Genomic DNA, 24,300 nt, shown 5'->3' on the forward strand with positions numbered 1-24,300 from the left:
CATTCAAGGTTTAAAACCTCCCCTTTCAAGGGGAAAAAAGCCAAAAATTCCGCTTTCTCAATCCTCTGACTTTAAGGTAGAGGTAATTGTCAATTGTTCATTGTTAATTGTCCATTATTGAAATCCCAAAGCTTGCCATATCTTCCCAGTCTGTGTTTGAATATAATTAATAACCTTAGTTTGTTTGCAAAAAATTTACCCGTTGTTTTCCCCATAATTCCGGGAAAATAACCTTAAACACTACTACCAGACGCGGCTGCTGAACCCACGTCCTCCAACTCTTCAACACAAGGAGTCTTTTTCAAGGCTTCCCAAGAGGTATTCATGCAGCCAAAAAATCTCAAACGCCTGTTACGAGCCTTAGCTCGGCAGGGTCTAGATGTCACCTATAATAATCACACCTATTCCGTTCATTTACCTAATTCCCCTGTAGCAGAAATCCTATTACCTGAAGGTTTTCCTGTAGAAGCCAAAGCACTCAAGCAGTTAGCAAATCTGGCTAATATTCGTCATCCCTCCGGTGGATGTGTTTGTCGTGCCTGTGCCACACCAGACTTTCACCCCGGTGATGCTGGCGTTGCCATTGGTTCAGTAGTAGAAACAGAGGCTCAAGTCATCCCTGCGGCTGTCGGTTCTGACATTAACTGCGGGATGCGCCTTCATGTTGCTTCTTTAACCATCAATGAATTCTTGTCCAAGCGTGACCTGTTTGTAGAACAGATGAAAGGAGATTACTTCTTTGGTACTCGTGATGTAACAATGACTGCTCAAACCATGCAAGCATTGTTTCAGTATGGGGTCATTGGTTGGCTAGATGCCATGCTAGATCAGCCTACGGGGAGTGTCGTTAAATCTGACTTACAACAAATTTCCCAAGAAAGTGAGCGCATCTTCCTAGAAGGTTCAATATACTTGCCAGCCTCAATATACCAAGTAGCAATCATCTCAATTAACTTAGGACGATTATCAGCCGCAATATTGTGATTTTCCGCAAAATCTGAGGCGACGTGATACAGTTCCCAATGATGAGTATCCAAATCCGTCAGAGTTTCCGCCGAAATCGCCTCACCAAAAAACTGCCCTGCTTCTGTAAATGAGGAACCCGGCCAAGGACAAACCGCCCGCCAACCATCATAGTAAAGAGAACGATGTCCCATCATCTCGAAATACTGGGTCAGGTGCTTAGTAGGTGCGGTACTATGATTAAAAGTATGGGCAAAACTGACACCTTCAATGGGGGATTGAGTCACACCCTTAATCGTTGTTGGTGGTGCAATTTCCAGTAATTCCAGCACCGTCGGCACAAGGTCAATCGCATGAGCGTACTGAGTCCGAATTTCCCCTTTGGCCTCAATGCCTTGACTCCAATGCACGATTAAAGGGTCGCTAATTCCCCCTCGATAGGTTTCCCGTTTCCAACGCCTAAAAGGCGTATTCCCTGCCCAAGTCCAACCCCAAGCATAATGGTTAAAGGTTTCTGCACTGCCTAGTTTATCCAAGGCTTTGAGATTTTCCTCTAGGGATTCTGGCACATTGTTAAAAAAGAGGTTTTCATTCACTGAACCAGTTGGTCCCCCTTCCGAACTTGCGCCATTATCCGAAATCACCATAATTACAGTATTCTCGAACTCACCGATAGATTTGAGGAAATCGAGTAAACGACCGATATGGTAGTCAGTATGGGTTAAAAAACCAGCATATACTTCCATCATCCGGGCATAAAGCTGTTTTTCTGCGGCGGAGAGGGAATCCCAGTGCGGGACATCAGGATCATGGCGAGAAAGTTCGGCATCTGCGGGAACAATCCCCATTTCTTGCTGACGGGCAAAAACCTTTTCCCTGTAAGCTTCCCAACCATCATCAAATTGTCCAGCGTAGGCATCAGCCCATTCTTTGGGTACATGATGGGGAGCGTGCATCGCACCAGGGCAGAAATACATGAAAAAAGGCTTATTTGGGGCAACCTGCTTGGCATCAGCGATAAAGCTAATGGCTTTGTCTGCTAAATCTTCCGTTAAATGGTAGCCTTCTGCGGGGGTCTTTTCCGGCTTAACGGTGTGGTTATCATAAACCAAATCAGGATAATACTGGTGGGTTTCTCCGCCCAAAAAGCCATAAAAACGTTCAAAACCGCGACCAAGAGGCCAGCGGTCATAGGGACCTGCGGCTGAAAGTTGGTCTGAGGGGGTTAAATGCCATTTGCCGATCGCATAGGTGTTATAACCCTTTTGTAGTAATATCTCTGAGAGAAACCCATTTTCAAAGGGAATATTCCCATTACCACCGGGATAACCCGTAGACCCTTCTGTAATGCAGGACATGGCGTTGGAATGGTGATTGCGCCCAGTGAGAAGGCAAGAACGGGTGGGGGAACACAGTGCCGTTGTATGTAAATTGTTGTAGCGTAAGCCATTGGCGGCTAATGCGTCTAGGTTGGGTGTTTTGATGGGACTTCCATAACTGCCAAATTGCCCAAAGCCTGTATCATCAAAGACGATAAATAGGACGTTTGGTGTACCTTCTTTTGCCCGTAAAGGTTCTGGCCAAGCTGGACTGGATTTATCAACTGTCCGACCGATGACACCGGGGAAGGTAGTTCCGGGTTTGTATTCACGCAGAGACATAAATATAAACTTTTGAGAATATGTAATTTTTAACAAAAGCCCCGAAATTTTATATCCTCTTTAGGAGGGGGTAATTTATAAATTCATGGACTGAATTACCATACCGAGAAAACTAACTGTGTGAATGCAAACTAACAATGAAAGCAATTCTTAGAGAAATTGAGCGTATTTGTCGTTCTAGAGGCTACGAACCTGTAATCATTTGTACTTCTGAAGAACTTATAGAGAGGTAAAATTTATGTGGGAAGATCCAATTGTAGAAGAAATTCGTCAAACGAGGGAAGCACATTCTCGACAATTTAACTACGATTTAAAGGCAATTTATCAAGATTTAAAAGAACAAGAAAAGAAAAGCAAGAGACAATTTGTGTCTTATACTCCCAAAAAGATTAGTTTAGTATAATCGCTTTTGTCTGGCCGATGAATCTGGGGAAAATAGTTCCGGCACTATATCTCATTAATCCAATGTTGAATAACATTGAGTAAGTTTGGTTGATTGGGAAAACCTTTTAATGGTGCTTCTACCCGGATTTCTCACCAAAATTCTCAAAAACTTTTAAAATCTAGATTCTGGATTTTCACACTGCTACAAAAATCATCGCATGAAAAATCTATAAAACCATTTCTTTGTAAGGGCTGGAAAGACTGCGATTACATTGTTTGTGAGAAATGCAGGTTCTAGAGGTTGTTCTGTGATAAAGGCAATGTGTAAGACATCTGTTAGTTTATTGCAAAATTTGATCATTTCTTGATTTGGTTCGCAGTTGCTGATAATTAAGGCTAAGTTTTCAGTTTGTAGATGTTTTTGGTTGTACCGTTCCCCTTATGATTAAATATCTCTTTCATATGTCCAAAACCATTACTGTATATGGGTTTTGTCTAAATTAAAAGTGACCGCTTATTTTTGAAGATATTAAACCCTCAAATCCAGTTAGAGCAAGGGTTTAGATGATATATTTGTAAAATATCATAAAGGGAGCGGTAGAGCCATTTACAATGGGCGAACCGGGAGTTATAATATGACATATAGAGTGCCAAATCTGCGTAATATAAATAGGGGATATCTCAAATGAATGTGGATATTAAATATGAAGGTGATATATATCTGCAAGTATCCAATGATTTAATTGAGCTTGCAGACTTAATTACAGAAGAATGCGGTGTCTCTGTTGCACAAAAGAAGACCAAACCTGAGTCGGGAGCAAAAGATAGTGGTTTAACAATAGCCTTGACAATTGCTGGTCTTGCACTTACAGGAGTTCAAACAGCAATTAGTGCTGTTCAATATTGGAAGTCTGAGCATCCCATGTATACATTATTTATTTATTCGGGAGACGAAACATACATCCTAGATAATACTAATAGAGAAGAAGCGGATAGAATTTTAAAAATAATTTCTTTATTACCAACAGATATTAGTGAAAATATCGAAATAAAAATCTCTAAAAAATAATATTAATGGCACATTTGAATAATCAAATAAAAAGGATTGCTTTTGTAACAGCAGCATTAACTGGTGAGGAATTAAGAGCATCGAAAAGAGATGCTGCTAAGGTTTTTGAAATTTTAACCAAACCAAACCTTGGGGATTGTGACCCTAAACTATCTCAATTGATTCCTCAATGTGGTAGCAAAACAGAATTTGAACAAGCCCTTTCATTAATATTAACATCTTGGGATTCCACAACACAACTAATCTTTTATTTTTCAGGTCATGGAGAAGTAATAAAGAATAACTATTGTTTACGTTTTGGGGAAAGCGTTTACCCATTCAAGAACCTCATTACTGAGTTAGAAGTTAATGGAGTAGGTCGTGCAATTCTAATTTTAGACACTTGCCATAGTGGTGCAGCTATTGGTACTAAAAGTAATGAAAATGTATTTATTAGTGAGGATGATATACCACAAGGAATAGCTATAATAACTTCTTCCAAAAAAAGTCAGCAAAGTTATGAACTAGATAATGGTTCACATAGTGTTTTTACCCATTTACTATGTGAAGGCATTGAAAAAGGTTTAGATGGCAAGACAACAAATAATGGGTTAATTAGTGTCAATGAAATTGTTACATATATTCAAAATAAACTTACAGATTCTAAATATCGCCAGTATGCTCAAAGTCCAGTTTTTGAAATTAGCAAAGCTGATAAAGATGTTTGGATAACTAAAAATCCTAATGGCAAAACTGGTGAAAAACCTAAATTAATTCCTTCACCAATACGTCCAGCATCACCTAAGCTGATCGAATCACCAACTGATCAAGAAATAAAACTTCCTGATGGATGGTTTGAGGTAGAAAAAGAAATTATTGAACAAAAAGCTCAAAATATTTCCCCAGATTTAATTGTCCGCTATTTTGATGTGCGTGATCCAGGTTGGGAAGAAGCTCTTTGTGAAGAAATTCCACAGAGAAATATCGTTGGTGATTTGATAGATACATTGAAAAGAACTCCAGAACGTGGGTTAAGACTGACAGTATTTGTTGGACCTGGTTGTGAGGGTAAATCAACTGCACTGCGTCAGACTATTTCTCATTTAGCTAGGTTTGAACCCAGTTTTCGGATTATCTGGTGGGAAGATCCGATTATTGCTGATTTGAAAAATATTCTCATGCTGTTACCTCCGCTTAGTGTTTACCAGAGATGGTTAATAGTTGCTGACAACCCTTCTAGACAACTGATTAAAGCAGTACATGAGCTTTTTTCAGAGCCACTACCTCGTCGTCAACAAGATATTCAGTTTTTATTTTGCTGTCGGGATACTGTTTGGCAAAATTATGGTGAAGAGTTGACATGGGATCAGCGTCGCACCAAAATTTCTATGCCTAAGCTGAAAGAAGATGAAGCTAGAAAGATTATAAAAGCTTGGCAAAAAGCAGGAAAGTTAGAAAATAAAAGTGAAGAAAATGCCATACAAGAACTACTAGAAAAACAAAAATCAGAAAAGGCAGCATTTCTAGCAGCTATGTTGCAAATTTGTGAAGGTACAACTGCAAAGGAGAGAGTCGAAAGGATACTAATTGATATTAAAGGTAAACCAAGAGCAAAATATGTTCTAGATGCCTATGTTTGTATTGTGGCTATGCACAAAGAAGGACTTGATTTTCTAAAATATTCTGTCATAGCAGAGGCGATTCAGTATAGCCCAACTCAGATACGAGCAGATATTTTGGAAGAATTAGGCAATGAAATTATCCTGCATGATGGAAATAAACCTATTGTGACACGCCAGCAAGTTATAGCAGAGGCAGCGTATGAAATTCTATCACGTCCACCTTATTCTATAAATTTTGAGGATGATGTCTATCCTAGATTAGCTAAATCTGCTCAGAAGCTAGTGGGTAAAGGTGTTATCAGCAGAAAAGGTCAAGAAATAATGAACTGGCAATATGACTTTCCTAATCACTTTGCCAATAGTAAACCCAATCCTAGAATTGATTTAGCAATTCAGATTGCAGAAGTTTTGTATTTAAACTCTGATTATCAAATAGAAAGAGATCGTAGACTTTTTACTCATTTAGCTGGACTTTATCTTGATAATTATAAATTCCCACAAAGTATCAGACTCTTTCGTGAATCTTCTTTCAGTACAAGAGATAGAAAGTTTTATCATCCGTGGGCTATTGCAGAAAGAGAAAATGGCAACTATTTATATTCGGTGTGGTTATGTGCGATCGCATTAGCTGATAATACAATTCCAGTCCTTGATGGTGAAAGTGTAATGATTTACCTTTCAAGTTTAGGATTTGCCTTTTTTTATCTATGTAATAAATCTGCTGATGTTTATGCAAAAGCTTTAGGTGCTTCAGCCCAACTTGCACTGAGAATTGCTACAAGAGTTAAATTTCAAAAAGATCCTGGAGATAGAAACAAGAAAAAAACAATAAGTGATCTAAAGGAGAATCTTCAAAGAGCTAAACAGTATGGCGTTCATGACATTGAGCAAATGACATTTGAACAACTATTCCAGAGACTTAAATTTGGATTTGAGGCAGTGTCTCAAAGTTTGGCTAATGAGAGACATAAGAATAATATTGTAAGTTTGCCTGATTGGGTTGAAAAATTAGATGAATTACAATTTCTAAGCTTAAAAAAAGAGCTAACCTTAAATCTTTAAAAATTCATTGCCCGAATTACTACACCAATAAAACTAACTAAGCCAATTACAAGTAAAGCCACGCCGATAATTTCCGCACTGTGAGAGGTTTCGTAGGTATAGCGATTATTTTGGATTTGTTTAAGTAACCGACGGTGTTCTCTCAACCCTAAAACCATTCCCAACATTCCCGTAACAATGAAAGACAACCCCACAATTACCGAAAATCTGACTGGGTTAAGATGATGACTCAGACGAGTATTTTCAATCGCTCTGACAATGGTGGGAATACCAAAACCAAAACCAATTAAGGAAAGACAGGTGCGTATCCACGCCATTAAGGTGCGGTCTGCTGCTGCCCGACTGCGGTATTTAGCTAGTTCTGTCCTATCTGCTGCTAAATCATTGGTAGAAAGTTGTTCAGGTGTTTCTGGGTTTATGGGTGGCTGACTCATCAAGTTCTTGAATAAGAAAATAAATCAATGAAATACATTTTTGTTCTCACGCTCCAGCCGCAAGAGAGGAATTAAAAAACTGCTTTTAAGCAGGTTGTTTCTCTAATTTGCGTTTATTCCAGATTGAGTAAAAACCACCTAGAACTGCTCCTACAATTACATAAGCTATGAGTGTGGGAATTACCTTTTGTTGTACGTCATTCAAAATAGCGATAAACAAAGCTAAACCGACATTACGAGCAATACAGGCGATAGCGAAGCGCTCCGTAGGAATCGCTACAACTGACTGAGTATCATCATTGTTACCTCCTAAACTATGTCCTATTGCGAGAGAGGCGATTACCATAATTGTAATCACAACCATTGGTAATCCCCAAACTTGGAAAAACAGAGGAATTCCTAAAATACACGCCAAAATAACCAGCACCAAAAAAAGACTATTAGCAATAAAATTTAAGGGTTGGGCGATTTTTTCGGTAAATTTAGGAACAAACTTTTGCAGTAAAAAACCGAGACTGACAGGTAATAACTGTACTATAATCACCTGTCGAGCGACTTCTAAAATTGTCACTTTTTCTGCAAGATGCTGAAATAGGGTGAAAAAAATCCCCAAGGTGATGGGAGTAACGCAGACTGCAAGTATAGCGAGAGTTAGCTGAAGACTGGCTGAGTAGGAGAATCTGCATCCAGCCATTTGCGCTCTTTTTGTGGTCAGAGGCGCACCTGGAGAAGCCGCTAACAAGGCTAATCCTGTCATCACTTCTGGCTGTAAGTTAAACAGTTTTAGCAGGAGAATATCCACTAGAGGAACTAGCACCACAACAGCTAAAAGCGCACGGAATAGTAAAACAGGTTTTCGCCACAGTGAGAGCATTTCCTCAAAACAGAGATTGCTTCCTATGGCTAACATCAAAGAAAAAATCGTGATTTTAACGAAAATCAGCAATAAAGGATGGTGCATGGCTTTCAAATGATTGATCCTGGGTGATAAAAAATCACTAAAAAATTCCAAAATCACACTGAGTCACGACAACAAATCGCCTAAATATATATATGCTCAAATCCGAATGTGTTTAAATCATCTACATTTGGTAGGATTAAACCATTTGAACAGTTTGCTGGTTAAGATATCTGGGAATAGGGATGATAAGCTGTTGTGCATTTAGAATGCACAACAACAAGTCAATTTAAACAGTAGAAAAGCTACAACTATTTTTTTAAGGGTAATTAAAATTTTGAAGTTTCCCCAATCTACCTCTACTAATATTACTAATTTACTGGTGCAAACTGTAGATTTTCAAGAGTATAAAATTAAAAATGAAAGCAAAAATAAGAGATACAGAAATATATTTTGATATAGATGGTTGTGGTTTAGCAGTTGAAGAACAGGGAATACGTGAAAAACCAGTTGCTTTCATCATTCATGGTGGACCTGGAGTAGACCACACAAGTTATAAACCCTGCTTTTCTCCCCTCAGTCATCACCTACAAATGGTGTATTTTGATCATCGGGGTCAGGGAAGGTCAGCACGTGGATCAAAAGAAACCTATACCCTAGAAAATAACGTTGAGGACATGGAAGCATTACGCCAATATTTGGGGTTAGAAAAAATCATTTTAATTGGTTCTTCCTATGGGGGTATGGTTGCCCTGTCCTATGCTATCAAATATCCGCAAAATGTTTCTCATTTAATAGTAATTGCCACAACCGCCAGTTCCCGTTTTTTACAACGCGCTCAAGAAATTTTAGCACAACGCGGAAACCCAGAACAAAAAGCGATCGCCGCTAAACTTTGGGCAGGTAATTTTGAAAACGAAGAACAGCTACGGCAATTTTTTAAAATCATGAATCCAATGTATTGCCAAAGCAATAACCGGAAAACAAATTCCCCAGACTCAGACCAAACTATCCTCTCAGTTGATGCTATTAACATTGCCTTTAGTGGCTTTTTAAGAAACTATAATATCCTCAACGAATTACATAAAATTACCTCACCAACACTGGTAATTGCCGGACGACATGACTGGATATGTCCCCCAGAATTTTCGGAAGAAATTGCCCAAGCTATTCCTAACGCCCATTTGAAAATATTTGAAAATAGCGGTCATTTAATTCGTGTTGATGAACCAAAATTACTCTTAGATGAAATTATTACCTTTCTCACTATCAGCATTGAAAAATTGAGGAAATAGCTAATTAATAGACCTCTTGCAGAATTCATTTTATGTTAAAATAGAGGTTTGCCTTAATTTTAGCCAAAAGTTAGAATTAAACGACTATCTTTAAATTTGCGATGCCTTCGGCGAGGGCAGCTATCGCAACAATACCCAAATATACATAAAACCTAAAACTCCTAATTGTAGCACAGGAACAATTGTGCAAGAGGTCTAATGATAAATTACTCTGTTGCTATCCAAACACTGAAACAAGATCCTATTTTAGCAGATGTAATATTGCAGATAGGAGAATGCAGACTAAACCAGGTACAACAAACCGGAGATTTATTTTATTGTTTATCTCGCGCCATCATTTATCAGCAACTTTCAGGAAAAGCAGCAGCAGCTATTCACCAGAGATTTTTACAAATTTATCTTGATTCATTAACAGCTAATGATATTCTCAATACACCCGATGATATTTTACGTTCAGTGGGTATTTCCCGTCCTAAAATTACATATATCAAAGATTTAGCACAACGGTTTGGAGAATTACCAAACATAGATGAACTGCAAACAATGGACGATGAAACAATCATTAAATCCTTAACTGTAGTCAAAGGAATAGGACGCTGGACTGTACAAATGTTATTGATTTTCAGATTACATCGTTGGGATATTTTACCTGTTGATGACTTGGGTATTCGTGCTGCTATTCGTAATCTTTATAATTTGGATGATTTGCCCAATAAAAAAACCTTAGAACAAATCGCCCAACAATGGCAACCTTATCGCACCATTGCTTGTTGGTATTTGTGGCAGAGTTTAAACAATTGATAATTGATAATTGATAATTGATAATTAGTAAAATATATAGCTATCCTAAATGAAATGTGAACATCTCTTATTTCTCTACCTCTGTGTCCTCTGTGTCTCTGTGGTTAGTTAAAAAGAACAGTTCATAACTCAAATAGGAGTCCTATATAATTGTCAATTATCCATTTTTAATTATCAATTATTAATTATTAATATCTTGTCATAATTGTTGCCAACAACGGAATCAAAATAAAACCCATCAGTTCAACTCTAATTAACCACAGTAGACGATTGAGTTTTATTGTATCTAGTTTAGGTGCTTGATTTTGGAGTAAATCTTTTACCCAATTAATAAACGAAACCGTAGGATAAATAGATAATAAACCTACCAGCAGAAATATTGTTACTTTAATGTAAAAAAAAGGATTATTTAAATAGTATTCTGTACCTTTACCAAAATAGAGAACACGCAAAATACCTGTAACAAGAATACCAACTGCTGATATACCATACACAGCATCGGCAATTACTATTTTCCAAGCTTCATGCAAATTCAACTCTTTTTTTAAAGTAAATGCTTCTAATGTCAAAGCACCAAAGCACAATAGGAAACTAAGATAATGTAAATACGCAACTATAATATTTACAGACATTTTTAGGGATTTTTTATTTATTTTACTAACACACAACAACCTTAAAATAGCACCATTATCTGTGAATAACAGTAATCAATAATTCAGAATATTCAAAGTCATTGCTCATAGTTTAGGAACTTTAGTAGCGACGGATACCTTGGTAGATTTGTAAGTATTCAGCTATCAGTAATCAGTAATCAGCCAATAGCAAGGATTCAGACGTTTTAATCTTAGAAATGTTATGTACTTCTGTTTATTTTCATTCTTTGTAGTTCAATATTTCAGGTAAATAGCTGATGGCTGACGGCTGAATGCTTACGCAGATTTTCAAGATGATGACATAAAAGTTGAATATATTACTTTGGGAAGTCCTTTAGAATCATTAACACATAAATCCTTATGTTTACAGCAAGAAATTAATAAATGTTTAAACAAAAATTTATAGAAAAATGGAGTGATTTATATTCAGATCAGGTTTTGTTCTAAAGCTCCTATTCAAGATACAAATAAAACAGAATTTACAGTACTATCTTTAAGAGTTTCTTGGTTAAAACAAATCAATGGTGAATCCCATTATGCCTATTTTTTTGACTCAAAAGTGCTGGAAAAAATTATAGAATAATATCTATTATAGCTCGGCAAGAATTAGTGACTAAAATAAAACATTATTCTTAGGAGAAATCAACAATTAAGTAATAGCTGTGCTGCATCTCGTGATTGCCCTAATTATGTAATTAATCAACTAATCCAAAATCCAAGCCGCTTCAAAAAAATCATATTCACATAGCATAGCATAGCGGTATGTTGAATAAAGTTTAGAGGAATTAACAGCATAATTATCAACTAAACTATCTAATTGCTGTGTTAATGGTTGAAATTCTGTACCACCATAAGTCTGAATCCAATTTGTATATCGGTGTTCAGGAATACCATTCGCTGCTAAACTTGTTCCCAAAAAAGCATACAAACGCATACAGGGAGACATCGCAGCAGCAGTTAAACCCACTTCCCCAGTCCAAGCAGTGGCCAATAAAAAATCAGTATAGCGACGGGTGGCTGTTCCTGGTTCTACATCACTGATATTCACACCCCATTGATGAGCATAATTTTCATGCAGCTTTAATTCTTCCAAAACACCACTAGCTAAATTATGAAATATGGTGAAACATTGCCAATCTGGTGCTTTAGCTGCGGCAATACTGTAAGCACGGGCAAAAGCTTCTAAGAAAAAAGCATCTTGTCCCACATAGTAAGCAAATTTCTCTTGCTTGAGTGTACCATCTCCAATACCTTGGACAAAAGGATGCTCTAAACAAGCTAGGGCTAAATCCTGATTTGTTGTCCACAATTCACTAGATAAACTCATTTTTACCTCAATCTCTTGCTCCATTAAGATAGATTATCCTAGGTACTTAAAAACGATTCCAGTTAGACTTAATGGATAACACACTGCAATTATTAACCCCTATACAACTTGGTACTTACACCTTACCGAATCGTCTAGTGATGGCTCCTTTAACCCGCTGTCGTGCTGCGGCTGGCAACGTTCCCTACGAACTCCATGCCACCTACTATGCACAACGAGCAACCGCTGGACTGATTATTTCCGAAGCAAGCCAAGTCTGTCCCCAAGGACAAGGTTATCCCGCTACCCCCGGCATCCATTCCTCTGAACAGATTGCTGGCTGGAAAAAAGTTACCCAAGCGGTTCACGACAAAGGTGGTCGCATTTTTCTGCAACTCTGGCACGTTGGGCGCATTTCCCATCCTGATTTTCAGCCAAATGGTGAATTACCTGTTGCTCCTAGCGCGATCGCCCCAACAGGAGAAGTCGGAACCTACGAAGGCATGAAACCCTACGTCGCGCCCCGCGCCCTTGAACTCGCAGAAATCCCCAGCGTGATTGACCAATATCGTCAAGGTGCGAAAAATGCGCTTGAAGCAGGCTTTGACGGCGTTGAAGTACATGGCGCAAATGGTTATCTAATTGATCAATTTTTGCAAGACTGCACCAACCACCGCACCGATGCCTATGGCGGCTCAGTAGAAAATCGATCGCGTTTTTTGATGGAAGTTTTGGAAGCTGTAACTGAAGTCTGGGGTGGCGATCGCGTTGGTTTGCGATTATCTCCTTCCGGCAGTTTTAACGACATGGGCGACTCAGACCCCAAGACCCTCTTCAGCTATGTCGTGCAGGAACTCAACAAATTTAACTTAGCCTACCTGCACCTCATCGAACCCCGTCTCAATGCCAACCAAGATACCCTAGAACATCTCAGTAGCGACCTCACCGCTGGTTTTTTCCGTCCCCTGTTTAACAGCAAAATTATTGCCGCTGGCGGGTTAAACCGTGAAATTGGCGAACAAATCATCTCCAAGGGCGAAGCTGATCTAATTGCCTATGGTCGCATCTATATTTCCAATGCTGACCTTGTGAAACGTTTTGCCCTGAATGCGTCGTTAAATCCCTACGATCGCAGTACCTTTTACGGCGGCACAGAACAGGGCTACACTGACTATCCCTTTTTAGAAGAAGCGTAAAGTTATGACCTCGGAGTGCCGATTTTAAGAGTTGCTCTAGCTTGGTAATTGGCACTCCCAAAAGCTGCCTAGAAATATTTTTTGTGATTCGTAGCGATCGCCTCTGGCACTGCGCTCCGCGCAATCGCCGCCTGCGGTTGGTCGGCGTTGGTAATTACAGCTTGACACTCAGTTAACCTAAGCATGAGAGTCACCCCTCATACTCGGCTTCAAAACCGTGCGTGATGCTTTCACATCACACGGCTTCTCTCCGGGGTATAGCAACGATTCAAGAAAAAATTCGCCATATTGCTTGAAATACTTGTCCAGAGGCTGTGTGCCTACCTTGAAAATCACTGCCAAGAAAATCACCTGCCGTATGTATCGCGCCAGTCAAAGCAGAGCAGGATAAAAACAGCACCACCAGAAAAAGAAAAAAGCCGAAAAGCTGATATTGTCATATTTGCTAGGGAAGAATGGCAGCGGATGAAAACTCTCTCTAGTTCTGCTGCTGCATATATTCCCCCACCAGGAATCATAGAGGTTGTTAGTAACAATTGGAAGGATGACTACCTAATAAAACTTGCTGAATATGAGGATTTAGGCGTTTTAGAGTACATCATCGTGGACTATGCCGCTTTTGGTGGTATTCGCTTCATTGGCTCTCCCAAACAACCAACTATTACAATTTACCAACTTGAAGATGGTGAGTATTTACCCCCAAAGGTGTTTCAAGGAAATAATCGAATTGATTCGAGATTGTTTCCCAACATTTCCCTAACGGCTGAACAAATTTTTGCCATGAGTCGCTGATTGGCAAAGAAGAATTGTAAGGATTCAGGTCTTCTAACCAGCTTTCCGTACTTCAAAATGTCATACGTTAATACTTCAATCAATTTTACAAAAAATGTTGATATAATTCATTACGGATTTATTCAATCAATTTGCACCCAAAGAAAAAAGCAAGCGGAGAAAAACTAAAATAACTGATTTAGGTTTTGGTGAAAATGACTTGTGGATTGCAGCGTTCACTCTACAACATAATCTTACCATCGTCTCAGCCGATAGCGATTTTCAGCGTATTAAACAAGTAAAAACATTGTCTATTGAATCGTGGTTAACAAGTTGAAAAATTATACTTTTTCTTAAACTCTGTTTCTCCTCTTCTGGAGAATCTAAACATGAAAATTCAATCCTTACAGCTAAAATACTTTAAAAAATTCCGGTCTTCTCCATTATTTGATTTCACAGATCCAGAAACTGGTTTAGCGCGAGATATTATTGTTCTCATCGGCATGAACGGTGCTGGAAAAACAAGTCTTTTACAAGCGATCGCCGCAACTCTCGGCACAGCAACCGGACGCTTAAAAGAACCCTCAGATTTAGAATGGGCAGGATTTAACTATGAACTACTGGGGAGTAACTGGGGAGCATTTGAACCTGATGTGACTGTACAGGTGCAGTTCTCATCTGGTGAACTCCAAGCTGTGCGCGATTTTCAACAGAAATTACGCGAGATGGGGCGTGATTTGCAACCTCCTGCTGAACAGCATATTGTTTCCCTTAAATGGCGAAATGGGCGTGTTCTAGCAGATAGTGCTGCGGAATTATTTCAATTTAAAGGACGAGAATACGCTAAACAACTACTCCGCGCTGAAGGATTTTCAGTATTTGAACGAGTGGGTACAATTCTTTGGTACACAGAACAGAGAACATCAACTAGCCTGACCACAGAAGACCCAGACCGCAAACTAGAAATTACAGAAGACCTGTTGCGCGATCGCCTTTCTAAATGGCGACAATTCCATCAAGATGTAGAAACGGGTAAAATTCCCAACCTACGCCCAGGACAAAAGGATTTATACGCCGAAATTGAACGTGCTTACAAAGCAGTCTTTCCAGAACGCAGTTTTGAAGGTCCAGTTCCACGAGAGAACGTGGACGATATCTTGAGTGAACCTTGGTTTTATCTATATGACAGTAGAAACCAGTACGAAATTTCTGAGATGTCCGGTGGTGAACGTGCTATTTTCCCAATGCTAATGGACTTTGCTAGTTGGAATATTCACAACTCTGTGATTCTGATTGATGAAATTGAGTTACATTTACATCCCCCAATGCAACAAGCATTGCTGAGAGCTTTACCCAAATTAGGTACAAATAATCAGTTTATTATTACAACTCACTCTGATTATGTAGAGCAATTAGTACCTGAAGCATATATTATCAGGCTAGAGGTGTAGTTGTGAGTGTTGTTAGTGGCAAAATTATTTTCTGTGAAGGTAAGCAAAGTAGCTTAGATTTTAGACTACTTAACAGAGTTGTCGAAAATATTTTAACAAATAAGCCCACAATTGTTCCTGCTGGCAGTAAATTTACCTTTTCGGTTTTTGTTCAGGGTTACTTTTCTAGAGAGGGAGCAACAAATCAACAATACATCATTTTTCGTGACCGTGATTTTGACGCTAAACCTACTGCTAATATTGAGTTGATACCACTTAACTCCATGTTGCTCACCCATCGAGCTTGTGTGGAGAATTATTTAATCAATGCCGATTTAATTCACAATTATTGGCATACAAAATATCTAGAAAAACAAGAAAATCCCATTTCTAAATGGGGACATGGAGATTCACCAGGAATTGAGGTGATTTCAGCTTGGATTGAAGAAGCTGCAAGAAGTTTGCGAGATTATCAAACAGTAAGATGGGCATTAGCTGACTTGTTGCAATCAAGTACAACTCGGCATCAACTCAAGACAACATGGACAGGTGGTAGTGGTAAACTCCCAACTTCACTGACTCTTCAAGACTGTAAAATTCAAGCTGTAGCATTAATCAACCAGTTCCAACAAGCCGTTGGAACTGTTACACCGGACATATTTGAACAAAACTTCGCTGCATATCAACAGCAATTTGCCCAAGAGGAATTTTGGACACAGAAGCAGTATTTGATTTGGTTTCATGGTAAAGATATTCAAAAAGCTATGCAGCGACAAAAAGCTCAATACATTGCTCTGGACAAGTTTTTTGATTGGGCGTTGAATCAACTTGATATTAATCAATACCCTGATTTAATTGATTTACAAAACAGAATTAGCTCTCTTCAATAGTCATATCATGTCCGGTTGTGAGCTTCGCTGTTCGTCAGATTCGCTATATCTCCCCCCCCCATCGCTCTACTTTCTCCCCCATTAAGAAGCGATACCTATGCCTGCGGTCCTGTGAGGGATACGGTAAGCTACCGCTAACGCTTTCCCTCAAAGAATTACCTGATAACTTCATTGCCACTAATAGCTATTAGCTGCCGTTAATCACAGGAAAGATTTTTTCACCAATATCTAATATCTGCACATTCACGGGAGGATAGAATATAAAAAAAGCTTCCTGAAACCACGCTTCCAGGAAGCTAGATGTTAGTTGTCATGTGATGGTTATTTCCCAGATGGATATTACTAATGTTAAGGTTAGCCCCGTAGAAATTCTCCCTCCCTCCTCCAGTCAGGTTGTATCTCGTGATACTTCTGCTTCTGTTACCGCCGAATTAGTAGAGGAGGTGATTCGTCAATATTATTACCGCACACCTGCTGTAGCAAATGATGAGGAGTTAATTTTGGCTTGGGCAGGGTCACAGAACCGGGAACAAACTAAGCGAAAATACTATCGCTTTGGTCAAAAATTGCTCGCTTGGTTGGAAAATCAAGGTGTACGGGATTTGAGATTAGTTCAGCCACCAAAGTTACTGGAATTTATTGCTAGTTGGGGTGAGGTTTCCCCTTATACTAAATCTAACCAGGTGTTGATGTTGCGTTCTCTTTGGAGTTATGGTCATGAGGAGAATGTCGGCTATTTTTTACGGAATATCGCTAGTACTATAAATTACGATAATTTCAGTGACTTACCGAAGGCAGAGCGTTATTTAGAAGATTGGGAGATGGCGCAGTTGGCTGATGTTGCCCAGCGATTGGGGGAACAGCACTGGCTAGTTTTTTCTTTGCTTTTTTATAGTGGGATGCGGGTAGGTGAGGTTGGTCGGGTGACGGTTCCTGGTGATAAACCGGGTCAGCCGAAGGAAGATTATCCGGGTTTATATTGGCACAACTTTAAATGGCAACCCGACCCGATACCCGAAGATAGGTACAGGGGATATTACACAATTAAGTTTCGGGGTAAGGGGGGGAAGTACCGGGAGATAGGTTTGGACCACCAGACTTCGCTGATATTTAAGCAGTACCGGGGAATGGCAGGTGAGAAGATGCCAGTGTTTCCGAATCTGTCACCTGACCCGAAAAAACGGGGGTTGCCATTGAGTGACCGGGCAATTAAAAGGTTGATTCAGGATATATCTGAGGTGGCGAAGGTGAAGTTTTCTTGCCACTGGTTGCGCCATTCCCACGCGTCGCGGGCGGTGGATAGTAAATCACTGTTTGAGGTGCAAGACCAGTTGGGGCATAGTAAGAGTGATACTACTAAGACCTATGTTCGTTCTAAAAAGGATGCGGGAACGGGGACTGTGTTGCCGAGGTTTTGAGAAGAAATGTGCGCCATGGGTCACATTTAGTGGGTTTAATTAGGGCTTGCTTAATAAACCAAAAACCTAGATATATCAACAGTTTCAGGCTGAAAAAGTAGAAAAAGGTGCAAGAAATAAGCGATGAAATCATCAAAAACCGTTCATTTACCCAGATTTGAGAATATTCTGATGTCCTTCTAATTCTTCCTCCTGACTCCTGACTCCTGACTTCTAGCCCTAACGGAAAGACTTTTTCAGCAAGCCCTAATTACAGTCAACAAAAACCTACTTGTTGATTTTGTGCGCCATGGGTCACATTTCTGATGTGTCAACTGAACTTCCCTTAGTTCCCTTGTGATTTCGTTTGGGGCAAACAATATTCACCATTTGTCCTTTATCAAATACAATAGTATGTGCTGGCTCTCCAGAGTCTCGAAGAAAAGTCTTTTTCTTTTCACTCATCAGCTTCATTTCGTTGATTGTATTTTCAAAGAAATAACACAGATACCCACAGTCGCACTCATAGGTTGATGGAAATATTTCTTTGGACATGGCTTTGTTAATTCTTTTTTTATGAATAGAAATCATTCGCTCTTGGGTATAACTAGCAAAAAACTCCGACAACTAAAAATATATGGTTCTTCGGTACTTGTTATGCTAAACAGAGAAGTTGAGAGAAGGGAACAGGGAACAGGGAACAGGGAAAAAATTTTAATTTTCTAGTTTTTTAATAAGACTAATAATCATTCTGCTTTCTTATGCATAATAAATTAAGAATGATTTCTACATCTTTTTCTGAACATAATCCTACTTGGTGAGATAAAATTAGATGAGTTTCTAATTCATTAACTGACCCTTGAGCTATGTTTAAAAATCTTATATATTCTCCTTTTATATCTTCGTCCATATCCTTCCCTAACGGGACGCTACGCGAACAGATATATTAGCTAGAATAGATACAGCACTTCTTCTAACTTGTTGAACCATACCATATAACTCATCCTTGGGAAAAAGTTTAGTGAGGAAATAGCATCTTTGAGCAATATCCATCCCTTTTTGCCAAATTATTAAGTCTTTAAAGTCATTAATATCTGACATTCTTTCTGTTCCCTGTTCCCTCCGAGTTTAGCATACTAAGTCCGGTAGAGCCAAATATATTCTGTTATTAAAGGTTTGCAACAATATCTTGTAAAGGCAACATTAATGTTAAAGGTTCTATTGGTGAGGGTTTAAATTTATGTTTTAAATAAAATTGTTTAGCTTCTTCATCTTTAGCGTGAACTAAAATACATCGTATTCCTACAATTTTGGATGCTTGTAAAATCCGAAAAATTGCATCTCTTAATAAACCAGATCCTATACCTTTCCCTTCCCATTGTTCATCAACAGCTAACCTACCAATAAGCATACAAGGCAATGGATCTGGCGCATTTTGCTTGACTTTTCTAATAGCCACTGAGTGATATACACCAGAACTCGCCAAACAGTAATAACCGATTACTTTGTTTTCACAAGTTACTACATAAGTTCTGGCAGTATCCCCCTCATTTTTAAAAGCTTTTTCCTTCAACCAATTATTTAAAGTTTCAGACCTTGATTTGAATTGTGATATATCATGGCTAGAATTAATTGGGTGAGGAGCTTCTATAATTTTTATTTCTGCCATTCTTTATCCCAAGGTGATTTAGCCGCTAAAAAGTTACGTAGTTCCTCATCTACTTTAGGTGGTGCGTCTAAAATATCAAGAAATTCTTGATATTTTTTTTCATCTAAAGCAAAAAAAGTTTGAGCGCAAATTACTTTTTCTGCTTCTCTACAAGCGACATCTAGCATGAAATCAGAACGAGTTTTACCAAGAATTGATGCAGCATAATCAATTAAATTACGCTGTTTTTCTTGAACTCTAATATTAATAACCTGATTTCGTCCAGGATTATCCATTTCAAAGAAAGCTACCATTTTAGTTTTCTGAATTTTAATTACTCCATTACGCTAGGGTGTTGATTCTGTTTGAGGGGGTAAAAATTCATGCAAAATCTCTGGTATCTATTGGAGCAAAAGCCTATGTTAAATGGACTTTGCGTTCACATGGACACAAAATTTGCATGAACTAAAAACGGGTAAATTTCATCAAAATCAACACCCTACCATTACGCCTATTATAGATAATCGTATACACAATGTCAACACATGAACTTTATTGTTGACATACCCGTCTGAACATCCGCCGGCTCCCTTGCCTCTTTTTAAATCTATCCCATATCATTTCGACACACTTCACAAAGTCCGTTTTCAAGGTCTTTGCTATCTGCAAGACAGCCGTAGCATAACTCAAAGCGATCTGTAAAATTCTCTAAAATTTCTCCACTATTACAGTCATATTTTCGACACGCAGTGTTAGTAATATTTCTAACAAGAGATTGGGTTTTCTCTTTGCCTAACCAACCAAAAATCTGTTCTTGTTCCATTAACTCCAAGATTTCATTTAGCATATAACTACCAGAATGATTAGACATTTTTTCTCCTATAAATCTATTAATTGAGATTGAGATATTTTAAAAGCTTGACGTAATTAAGCTAGTTCATTTCTTCTTTTAATTTAGCTATTTGATTGGCAAGTTTTGCTGTTCTGTCTAAGGGGTAAATTTTTAGCAAGTTTACTAAACTTCTGATGTACTGTCATATCCAACTTCCCAATTTACCCTATCTATAATCTTAACTGAAAACAGTTGATTTGATTTATACTATGGTTTACTAATTAGTTTTGTAGGTTATTGAGGTGCAGGGATACTACTTTAAAGCTAAAATTTAGTTAGAGTAACCGTATTTCTCACCAAAATTCTCAAACCCTTATAAAATCTGGATTCTGGAGTTTCACACTGCATCAAAAATCAACCCTGTAAAAAATGGCTGAAACCGATTCTCTATCCGGGTTATACAAATTACGATTACATTATTCGTGAGAAATACGGGAGCAAAGGTTTCAGGCTTAATAGCTTTTTCTGTACACTTGAGCCTAAAATTTCGTCAGGAGAAATATCAAAATGGTTCAGTCTATTGCGGCCAAGGATGTGACGCTACGGGAATTAAAGCAAAATTTTGGCATTCAAATCGTTCAAGATGCTACTTTTTTTCCTGAGTGGTTGGATGGGCTTGAGGCTTTGAACAAAGAAGAGCAACATTTATTAGATCGGGTGAAGGCTAATTTTTTAGAATTGATGGATGATCCCCCAATGCTAGAAAATACGGTGAAGATGGTGGTACTTGCGCCCTTGTTAGATTTAGCTGGTTTTTATCATAAGCCATTTAGGATTGAAACAGAAACGGGTGTGGCTTTAGAAATGGAGGATGAGGGAACGATTATTCGGGGGCGGATTGATGTTTTGGTGTTAAAAAATCGGCTTTGGTTGTTGGTAATTGAATCAAAACGGAGTGATTTTGCGGTGACACGCGCAATTCCTCAAGCTTTGGCTTATATGTTGGGTAATGAGGAAACTGTCCTACCAACCTTTGGTATGATTACCAATGGTAATGAGTTTTTATTTTTAAAGGTATTGAAACATGAATATGCTAATTCACGGCTGTTTTCTTTGGTAAATCCTGATAATGAGCTTTATAGTGTATTACAGGTATTGAAGCGTTTGGGAATGGAGGCGATAGCGTTCAGCGCGACATAGGAATCGTCTATGTTTGATAATATCTGTCGCTTTTTAGCAGAGTCATTTTCAGATGATTTCGCCACCTGGTTAATCGGTGAATCTATTGAACTCACCCAACTCAGTCCATCAGAATTATCCCTATTCAGGATGTATACATTTCTGACAAGTGAAGGTTATTCGTCATTTATCAATAAGCAATAATATTCAAAATGTCGTAATAAATGTGCTTTTAGCTATGCATATCACAGACATGATTAAATTAAAACCCTTTTAGTAAACGTTGAATAGAAACTTTAATTTCTGGAAATGCTAACGGAGATATTTCACCTAAAGTCAAGGTTAATTCTTGGGAGTAATCAGCATTTATTGGCTCTCTAAACACTTTTACTTGTTGATTCTTTAAATCTACTACCCAATATTCAGGAATTGATGCAGCAGCATAGGTTTTGCGTTTTACATCTAAATCTTTATTCAGGGTAGTTTTAGAATATTCGATTAACCAAAATATATTTTCAGGATAAGGATGGTGACTGCGATAAATAGCGCGCCGTGGTTCAAAAGAGTGCTAAATCTGGTTCTGGTTCTGAATTACTTTCACCAATAGTAATAGGTTTTGCATCTCTTACCAATGCTTTTGAACCAAGTAATTCCCGCAGATATTCAGCAGAATCAGTATTAATTTGTGCGTGTTCTGGTCCTGACGGTGCCATGTTGATAATTTCTCCATTTAGTAGTTCAACCTGACGACTAGCTAAAAGGCCAATTTCAATCATGCGATGATAGTCGTCTAAACTCCATTTAGCAGTAGTAACTGTCATGGTGAGTTTTCCTTGTATCTAGGGTGTGATTTTCATTTTAAGCTCAAAATTCAATACAAAGATGAGACATTAGGTACTGTGAAGGGGTATCACTGCCGAACTGGATAATACAACTCATCTTCTGCCTGAAATTTCCACCCCAACCCACTAGTACCGCAAGGCAAAAGTCAAAAGTAATATGGAGTAAGTTTTTTAGCGATTGAGAATGGTTGGTTTACTTACGCCGCAGTGTACTAGGATCTGCGTTATTTAGAAGAATGTGATCCATGGATCACATTTTTGAGTTGCTTTGGGAGCAAGGCTTGTGTGTACACCGTAGCTGCCGATAGCAGAGCGTGGCGTAAGCCATTGGGAGTTGCAGAGTTGGGAATTTAAGGCTAAAATAGTAGTTACACTCGTAATTACATTGGCGAAAGTTTAATGATCCAAACCTTAAAGTTACGCAAAATTGGTAATTCAGTAGGGGTGACTTTTTCTAAGGAGTTGTTAGAAAAACTCAATCTTTCCGAAGGAGATACCGTATTTGTGACGGAAACTGAACATGGACTCCAGCTTAGTCCTTATGATCCTGAGTTTGAGAAAGCAATGGCCATTTATCGTCAAGGTAGCCAGAAGTTTCGTCAGGCGTTGAAGGAACTCGCTAAGTGAATGAACCGACCTGGCTAACTGAACAGATGGTGCTTGCTATCCATAAGGATTTGATTTCTCAGTATGGTGGGTTATCTGGGGTGAGAGATAGCCCGTTATTAGCAGCAAGTTTAGCCCGTCCCCGGTATCGGTTTTCCTATCAGCCGGAAGTTTCGCTCCTGGAATTAGCAGCGGCTTATGGTTTTGCTTTGTGTAAAAATCATCTGTTTGCGGATGGCAATAAGCGTACAGCTTTTATGGCGATGTATGTTTTTTTGGGGGTGAATGCTTATGGTTTCAATGCACCAGAGCAAGAGATAGTATTAGTGATGGAGAGTTTAGCATCTGGGGAAATTGACGAAAATACTTTGCAGGTTTGGTTAGGAAAATATGCTGGTCAATTGCTATGAATAACTTGATGCAATAAGTAATGCGACAGAATTTATTACAACAAGTGATTTTTCTGTTCCCTGTTAAGTAGCCATCATGAACTGCGTACACCAGGAGGGATGAAAATCTATTTTAAGTCAGGTGGACGTGAGATAACCAAAATGTGTGAAGAAAAGTAAATAAACCCTTTTTTCCCCTGCTCCCTGCCTTGCCCCAACGACTATTTTTAACGCTAACCTACTTAAGTGTTGCCTCTCTCAACGAGTGAATTTAATTTTGTCCGACTACTTATCAAGACTATTTCCGATTTATTAGAGTGAAAAATGTTTGAGGATTAAAAAAATGAAACGAGAAACTTTAATCGCTTTTTTAAAAGCTCATGGGGCAGAAATTCGTGGTTATGGTGTAAAGTCTCTGGCTTTATTTGGTTCGGTAGCGAGGGATGAAGCCACAGCTAAAAGTGATATTGATTTATTAGTGGAGTTTGAGGGCAAGGTGACGTTTGACTGTTACATGGACTTAAAGTTTTTTCTGGAGGATAGTTTGGGATGTCCCGTAGATGTAGTTAGCAAGAAGATGTTAAAGCCTCAAATTAGAGATGCTGTTGAAACAGAGGCAATCTATGTCTCGTAGTCTCAGACTGTATTTTGAGGATATTTTGAACAGTTGTCACAAGGTTTTGCGTTATACAGAAGGTATCAGCTATGACCAGTTTTTTGAAGATGAGTTAAGGTTTGATGCTGTGCTGCGAAATCTGCAAATTATTGGCGAGGCAATTAAGCAAGTACCGACAGAAATTAGAAATCGTTATCCTACGGTAGAGTGGCGGAAAATAGCAGGTTTAAGAGATATTTTAGCTCATGCTTATTTCAGTCTCGAAAATGAAACGATTTGGGACATTGTGCAGAATAAAGTTCCACTTCTGCAAGAACAAATTGAGGTTATTTTTCAACAAGAATTTGGCGATGGTTAAATTTTTGAGGAGTTGGGAA

General features: G+C 38.6%; 24 protein-coding genes and 6 pseudogenes. 18 read left to right on the plus strand and 12 right to left on the minus strand.

Annotated elements, in window-relative coordinates; genetic code table 11:
* Window positions 1-324 precede the first annotated feature (324 nt).
* Window positions 325-909 (plus strand): annotated as a pseudogene (locus AC012T_RS26280) (RtcB family protein); the annotation flags it as partial.
* On the opposite strand, the pseudogene AC012T_RS26285 reads toward AC012T_RS26280, so the two are convergent.
* Window positions 909-2,624: pseudogene (locus tag AC012T_RS26285) on the minus strand (arylsulfatase); the annotation flags it as partial. The pseudogenes AC012T_RS26280 and AC012T_RS26285 overlap by 1 nt on opposite strands.
* A gap of 238 nt (window positions 2,625-2,862) precedes the next feature.
* Between AC012T_RS26285 and AC012T_RS26290 the strand changes: the two are divergent.
* On the plus strand, window positions 2,863-3,027 hold the full coding sequence (locus AC012T_RS26290) for a hypothetical protein (protein WP_487067084.1): 165 nt from the start codon (window positions 2,863-2,865) through the stop codon (window positions 3,025-3,027).
* A 192-nt stretch (window positions 3,028-3,219) separates the two neighbouring features.
* On the opposite strand, the pseudogene AC012T_RS26295 reads toward AC012T_RS26290, so the two are convergent.
* A pseudogene (locus AC012T_RS26295) lies at window positions 3,220-3,420 on the minus strand (NACHT C-terminal alpha/beta 1 domain-containing protein); the annotation flags it as partial.
* A gap of 273 nt (window positions 3,421-3,693) precedes the next feature.
* On the opposite strand from AC012T_RS26295, the gene AC012T_RS26300 reads away from it, so the two are divergent.
* Both AC012T_RS26300 and AC012T_RS26305 read left to right on the plus strand, forming a co-directional pair.
* Complete coding sequence (locus tag AC012T_RS26300; protein ID WP_487067086.1) at window positions 3,694-4,077, plus strand: hypothetical protein; 384 nt, start codon at window positions 3,694-3,696, stop codon at window positions 4,075-4,077.
* Window positions 4,078-4,082: 5 nt separating this feature from the next.
* On the plus strand, window positions 4,083-6,740 hold the full coding sequence (locus AC012T_RS26305; protein WP_487067088.1) for a caspase family protein: 2,658 nt from the start codon (window positions 4,083-4,085) through the stop codon (window positions 6,738-6,740).
* Here AC012T_RS26305 and AC012T_RS26310 read toward each other — a convergent pair.
* Window positions 6,737-7,174, minus strand: coding sequence for a YidH family protein (locus tag AC012T_RS26310; protein ID WP_487067090.1), 438 nt, complete (start codon window positions 7,172-7,174; stop codon window positions 6,737-6,739). The two genes, AC012T_RS26305 and AC012T_RS26310, sit on opposite strands and share 4 nt — an antisense overlap.
* 85 nt (window positions 7,175-7,259) lie before the next feature.
* Window positions 7,260-8,135: a bile acid:sodium symporter family protein gene (locus AC012T_RS26315; RefSeq protein ID WP_487067092.1), complete on the minus strand. Its 876-nt coding sequence runs from the start codon at window positions 8,133-8,135 to the stop codon at window positions 7,260-7,262.
* A 356-nt stretch (window positions 8,136-8,491) separates the two neighbouring features.
* Here AC012T_RS26315 and AC012T_RS26320 point away from each other — a divergent pair, with 356 nt between their 5' ends.
* Entirely contained in the window at window positions 8,492-9,367 is an 876-nt protein-coding gene (locus AC012T_RS26320) for an alpha/beta fold hydrolase (protein ID WP_487067094.1), read from the plus strand.
* A gap of 201 nt (window positions 9,368-9,568) precedes the next feature.
* Window positions 9,569-10,168: a DNA-3-methyladenine glycosylase family protein gene (locus AC012T_RS26325; protein ID WP_487067155.1), complete on the plus strand. Its 600-nt coding sequence runs from the start codon at window positions 9,569-9,571 to the stop codon at window positions 10,166-10,168.
* A gap of 188 nt (window positions 10,169-10,356) precedes the next feature.
* On the opposite strand, the gene AC012T_RS26330 is transcribed toward AC012T_RS26325, so the two are convergent.
* Entirely contained in the window at window positions 10,357-10,800 is a 444-nt protein-coding gene (locus AC012T_RS26330; RefSeq protein WP_487067096.1) for a DUF2214 family protein, read from the minus strand.
* Between the two features lie 724 nt (window positions 10,801-11,524).
* Entirely contained in the window at window positions 11,525-12,148 is a 624-nt protein-coding gene (locus tag AC012T_RS26335) for a TenA family protein (protein ID WP_487067098.1), read from the minus strand.
* 71 nt (window positions 12,149-12,219) lie between these two features.
* Here AC012T_RS26335 and AC012T_RS26340 point away from each other — a divergent pair, with 71 nt between their 5' ends.
* From AC012T_RS26340 to AC012T_RS26365, 6 genes and pseudogenes are all read left to right on the plus strand, one after another.
* A complete protein-coding gene (locus AC012T_RS26340; RefSeq protein ID WP_487067100.1) occupies window positions 12,220-13,323 on the plus strand; it encodes an alkene reductase in 1,104 nt (367 codons plus the stop codon).
* Between the two features lie 288 nt (window positions 13,324-13,611).
* A complete protein-coding gene (locus tag AC012T_RS26345) occupies window positions 13,612-14,115 on the plus strand; it encodes a Uma2 family endonuclease (RefSeq protein ID WP_487067102.1) in 504 nt (167 codons plus the stop codon).
* Window positions 14,116-14,233: 118 nt separating this feature from the next.
* Window positions 14,234-14,431: pseudogene (locus tag AC012T_RS26350) on the plus strand (PIN domain-containing protein); the annotation flags it as partial.
* Between the two features lie 52 nt (window positions 14,432-14,483).
* A complete protein-coding gene (locus AC012T_RS26355; RefSeq protein WP_487067104.1) occupies window positions 14,484-15,545 on the plus strand; it encodes an AAA family ATPase in 1,062 nt (353 codons plus the stop codon).
* Between the two features lie 2 nt (window positions 15,546-15,547).
* Window positions 15,548-16,414: a hypothetical protein gene (locus AC012T_RS26360; protein WP_487067106.1), complete on the plus strand. Its 867-nt coding sequence runs from the start codon at window positions 15,548-15,550 to the stop codon at window positions 16,412-16,414.
* Window positions 16,415-16,731: 317 nt separating this feature from the next.
* Window positions 16,732-17,832 (plus strand): tyrosine-type recombinase/integrase, encoded by a 1,101-nt coding sequence (locus AC012T_RS26365; RefSeq protein ID WP_487067108.1) that lies wholly within the window; start codon window positions 16,732-16,734, stop codon window positions 17,830-17,832.
* 294 nt (window positions 17,833-18,126) lie between these two features.
* Here AC012T_RS26365 and AC012T_RS26370 read toward each other — a convergent pair whose 3' ends face one another.
* The 5 genes and pseudogenes from AC012T_RS26370 to AC012T_RS26390 form a co-directional block, all read right to left on the minus strand.
* Window positions 18,127-18,366, minus strand: a complete 240-nt coding sequence (locus AC012T_RS26370) for a hypothetical protein (protein ID WP_487067110.1) — start codon at window positions 18,364-18,366, stop codon at window positions 18,127-18,129.
* A 159-nt stretch (window positions 18,367-18,525) separates the two neighbouring features.
* Window positions 18,526-18,912 (minus strand): annotated as a pseudogene (locus tag AC012T_RS26375) (four helix bundle protein).
* A 67-nt stretch (window positions 18,913-18,979) separates the two neighbouring features.
* Window positions 18,980-19,480 (minus strand): GNAT family N-acetyltransferase, encoded by a 501-nt coding sequence (locus AC012T_RS26380; RefSeq protein WP_487067112.1) that lies wholly within the window; start codon window positions 19,478-19,480, stop codon window positions 18,980-18,982.
* Complete coding sequence (locus tag AC012T_RS26385) at window positions 19,468-19,773, minus strand: type II toxin-antitoxin system TacA family antitoxin (protein WP_168507674.1); 306 nt, start codon at window positions 19,771-19,773, stop codon at window positions 19,468-19,470. The genes AC012T_RS26380 and AC012T_RS26385 overlap by 13 nt, the downstream gene beginning before the upstream one ends.
* Before the next feature lie 293 nt (window positions 19,774-20,066).
* A complete protein-coding gene (locus tag AC012T_RS26390) occupies window positions 20,067-20,330 on the minus strand; it encodes a hypothetical protein (protein ID WP_168507672.1) in 264 nt (87 codons plus the stop codon).
* 528 nt (window positions 20,331-20,858) lie between these two features.
* Here AC012T_RS26390 and AC012T_RS26395 point away from each other — a divergent pair.
* Window positions 20,859-21,491 (plus strand): type I restriction enzyme HsdR N-terminal domain-containing protein, encoded by a 633-nt coding sequence (locus AC012T_RS26395; RefSeq protein WP_168540468.1) that lies wholly within the window; start codon window positions 20,859-20,861, stop codon window positions 21,489-21,491.
* Between the two features lie 9 nt (window positions 21,492-21,500).
* The gene (locus AC012T_RS26400; RefSeq protein ID WP_487067167.1) at window positions 21,501-21,674 is read left to right on the plus strand and encodes a hypothetical protein; all 174 of its coding nucleotides are present in this window, start codon (window positions 21,501-21,503) and stop codon (window positions 21,672-21,674) included.
* 58 nt (window positions 21,675-21,732) lie between these two features.
* Here the strand turns inward: AC012T_RS26400 and AC012T_RS26405 are convergent.
* Window positions 21,733-22,291: pseudogene (locus tag AC012T_RS26405) on the minus strand (Uma2 family endonuclease).
* A gap of 420 nt (window positions 22,292-22,711) precedes the next feature.
* Here AC012T_RS26405 and AC012T_RS26410 point away from each other — a divergent pair.
* The 4 genes from AC012T_RS26410 to AC012T_RS26425 all read left to right on the plus strand — a co-directional run bounded on the left by AC012T_RS26410 (window position 22,712) and on the right by AC012T_RS26425 (window position 24,281).
* On the plus strand, window positions 22,712-22,939 hold the full coding sequence (locus tag AC012T_RS26410; RefSeq protein WP_016953657.1) for an AbrB/MazE/SpoVT family DNA-binding domain-containing protein: 228 nt from the start codon (window positions 22,712-22,714) through the stop codon (window positions 22,937-22,939).
* Complete coding sequence (locus tag AC012T_RS26415) at window positions 22,936-23,328, plus strand: type II toxin-antitoxin system death-on-curing family toxin (protein WP_487067115.1); 393 nt, start codon at window positions 22,936-22,938, stop codon at window positions 23,326-23,328. The genes AC012T_RS26410 and AC012T_RS26415 overlap by 4 nt, the downstream gene beginning before the upstream one ends.
* A gap of 322 nt (window positions 23,329-23,650) precedes the next feature.
* A complete protein-coding gene (locus AC012T_RS26420) occupies window positions 23,651-23,941 on the plus strand; it encodes a nucleotidyltransferase family protein (RefSeq protein ID WP_015213383.1) in 291 nt (96 codons plus the stop codon).
* Window positions 23,931-24,281, plus strand: coding sequence for a HepT-like ribonuclease domain-containing protein (locus tag AC012T_RS26425; RefSeq protein ID WP_487067117.1), 351 nt, complete (start codon window positions 23,931-23,933; stop codon window positions 24,279-24,281). The genes AC012T_RS26420 and AC012T_RS26425 overlap by 11 nt, the downstream gene beginning before the upstream one ends.
* Window positions 24,282-24,300 lie beyond the last annotated feature (19 nt).

The sequence above is a fragment of the Anabaena sp. EIM26 genome, assembly GCF_057568715.1.

Excerpts from the sequence above, each read along its gene's own strand:
- AC012T_RS26400 (WP_487067167.1), top strand. The coding sequence starts at position 21,501 with ATGTTTGATAATATCTGTCGCTTTTTAGCAGAGTCATTTTCAGATGAT.
- AC012T_RS26385 (WP_168507674.1), bottom strand. The coding sequence starts at position 19,773 with ATGGTAGCTTTCTTTGAAATGGATAATCCTGGACGAAATCAGGTTATT.
- AC012T_RS26300 (WP_487067086.1), top strand. The coding sequence starts at position 3,694 with ATGAATGTGGATATTAAATATGAAGGTGATATATATCTGCAAGTATCC.
- AC012T_RS26370 (WP_487067110.1), bottom strand. The coding sequence starts at position 18,366 with ATGTCCAAAGAAATATTTCCATCAACCTATGAGTGCGACTGTGGGTAT.
- AC012T_RS26305 (WP_487067088.1), top strand. The coding sequence starts at position 4,083 with ATGGCACATTTGAATAATCAAATAAAAAGGATTGCTTTTGTAACAGCA.
- AC012T_RS26290 (WP_487067084.1), top strand. The coding sequence starts at position 2,863 with ATGTGGGAAGATCCAATTGTAGAAGAAATTCGTCAAACGAGGGAAGCA.
- AC012T_RS26380 (WP_487067112.1), bottom strand. The coding sequence starts at position 19,480 with ATGGCAGAAATAAAAATTATAGAAGCTCCTCACCCAATTAATTCTAGC.
- AC012T_RS26315 (WP_487067092.1), bottom strand. The coding sequence starts at position 8,135 with ATGCACCATCCTTTATTGCTGATTTTCGTTAAAATCACGATTTTTTCT.
- AC012T_RS26310 (WP_487067090.1), bottom strand. The coding sequence starts at position 7,174 with ATGAGTCAGCCACCCATAAACCCAGAAACACCTGAACAACTTTCTACC.
- AC012T_RS26395 (WP_168540468.1), top strand. The coding sequence starts at position 20,859 with ATGGTTCAGTCTATTGCGGCCAAGGATGTGACGCTACGGGAATTAAAG.
- AC012T_RS26420 (WP_015213383.1), top strand. The coding sequence starts at position 23,651 with ATGAAACGAGAAACTTTAATCGCTTTTTTAAAAGCTCATGGGGCAGAA.
- AC012T_RS26410 (WP_016953657.1), top strand. The coding sequence starts at position 22,712 with ATGATCCAAACCTTAAAGTTACGCAAAATTGGTAATTCAGTAGGGGTG.
- AC012T_RS26320 (WP_487067094.1), top strand. The coding sequence starts at position 8,492 with ATGAAAGCAAAAATAAGAGATACAGAAATATATTTTGATATAGATGGT.
- AC012T_RS26330 (WP_487067096.1), bottom strand. The coding sequence starts at position 10,800 with ATGTCTGTAAATATTATAGTTGCGTATTTACATTATCTTAGTTTCCTA.
- AC012T_RS26355 (WP_487067104.1), top strand. The coding sequence starts at position 14,484 with ATGAAAATTCAATCCTTACAGCTAAAATACTTTAAAAAATTCCGGTCT.
- AC012T_RS26335 (WP_487067098.1), bottom strand. The coding sequence starts at position 12,148 with ATGAGTTTATCTAGTGAATTGTGGACAACAAATCAGGATTTAGCCCTA.
- AC012T_RS26365 (WP_487067108.1), top strand. The coding sequence starts at position 16,732 with ATGGTTATTTCCCAGATGGATATTACTAATGTTAAGGTTAGCCCCGTA.
- AC012T_RS26425 (WP_487067117.1), top strand. The coding sequence starts at position 23,931 with ATGTCTCGTAGTCTCAGACTGTATTTTGAGGATATTTTGAACAGTTGT.
- AC012T_RS26390 (WP_168507672.1), bottom strand. The coding sequence starts at position 20,330 with ATGTCTAATCATTCTGGTAGTTATATGCTAAATGAAATCTTGGAGTTA.
- AC012T_RS26340 (WP_487067100.1), top strand. The coding sequence starts at position 12,220 with ATGGATAACACACTGCAATTATTAACCCCTATACAACTTGGTACTTAC.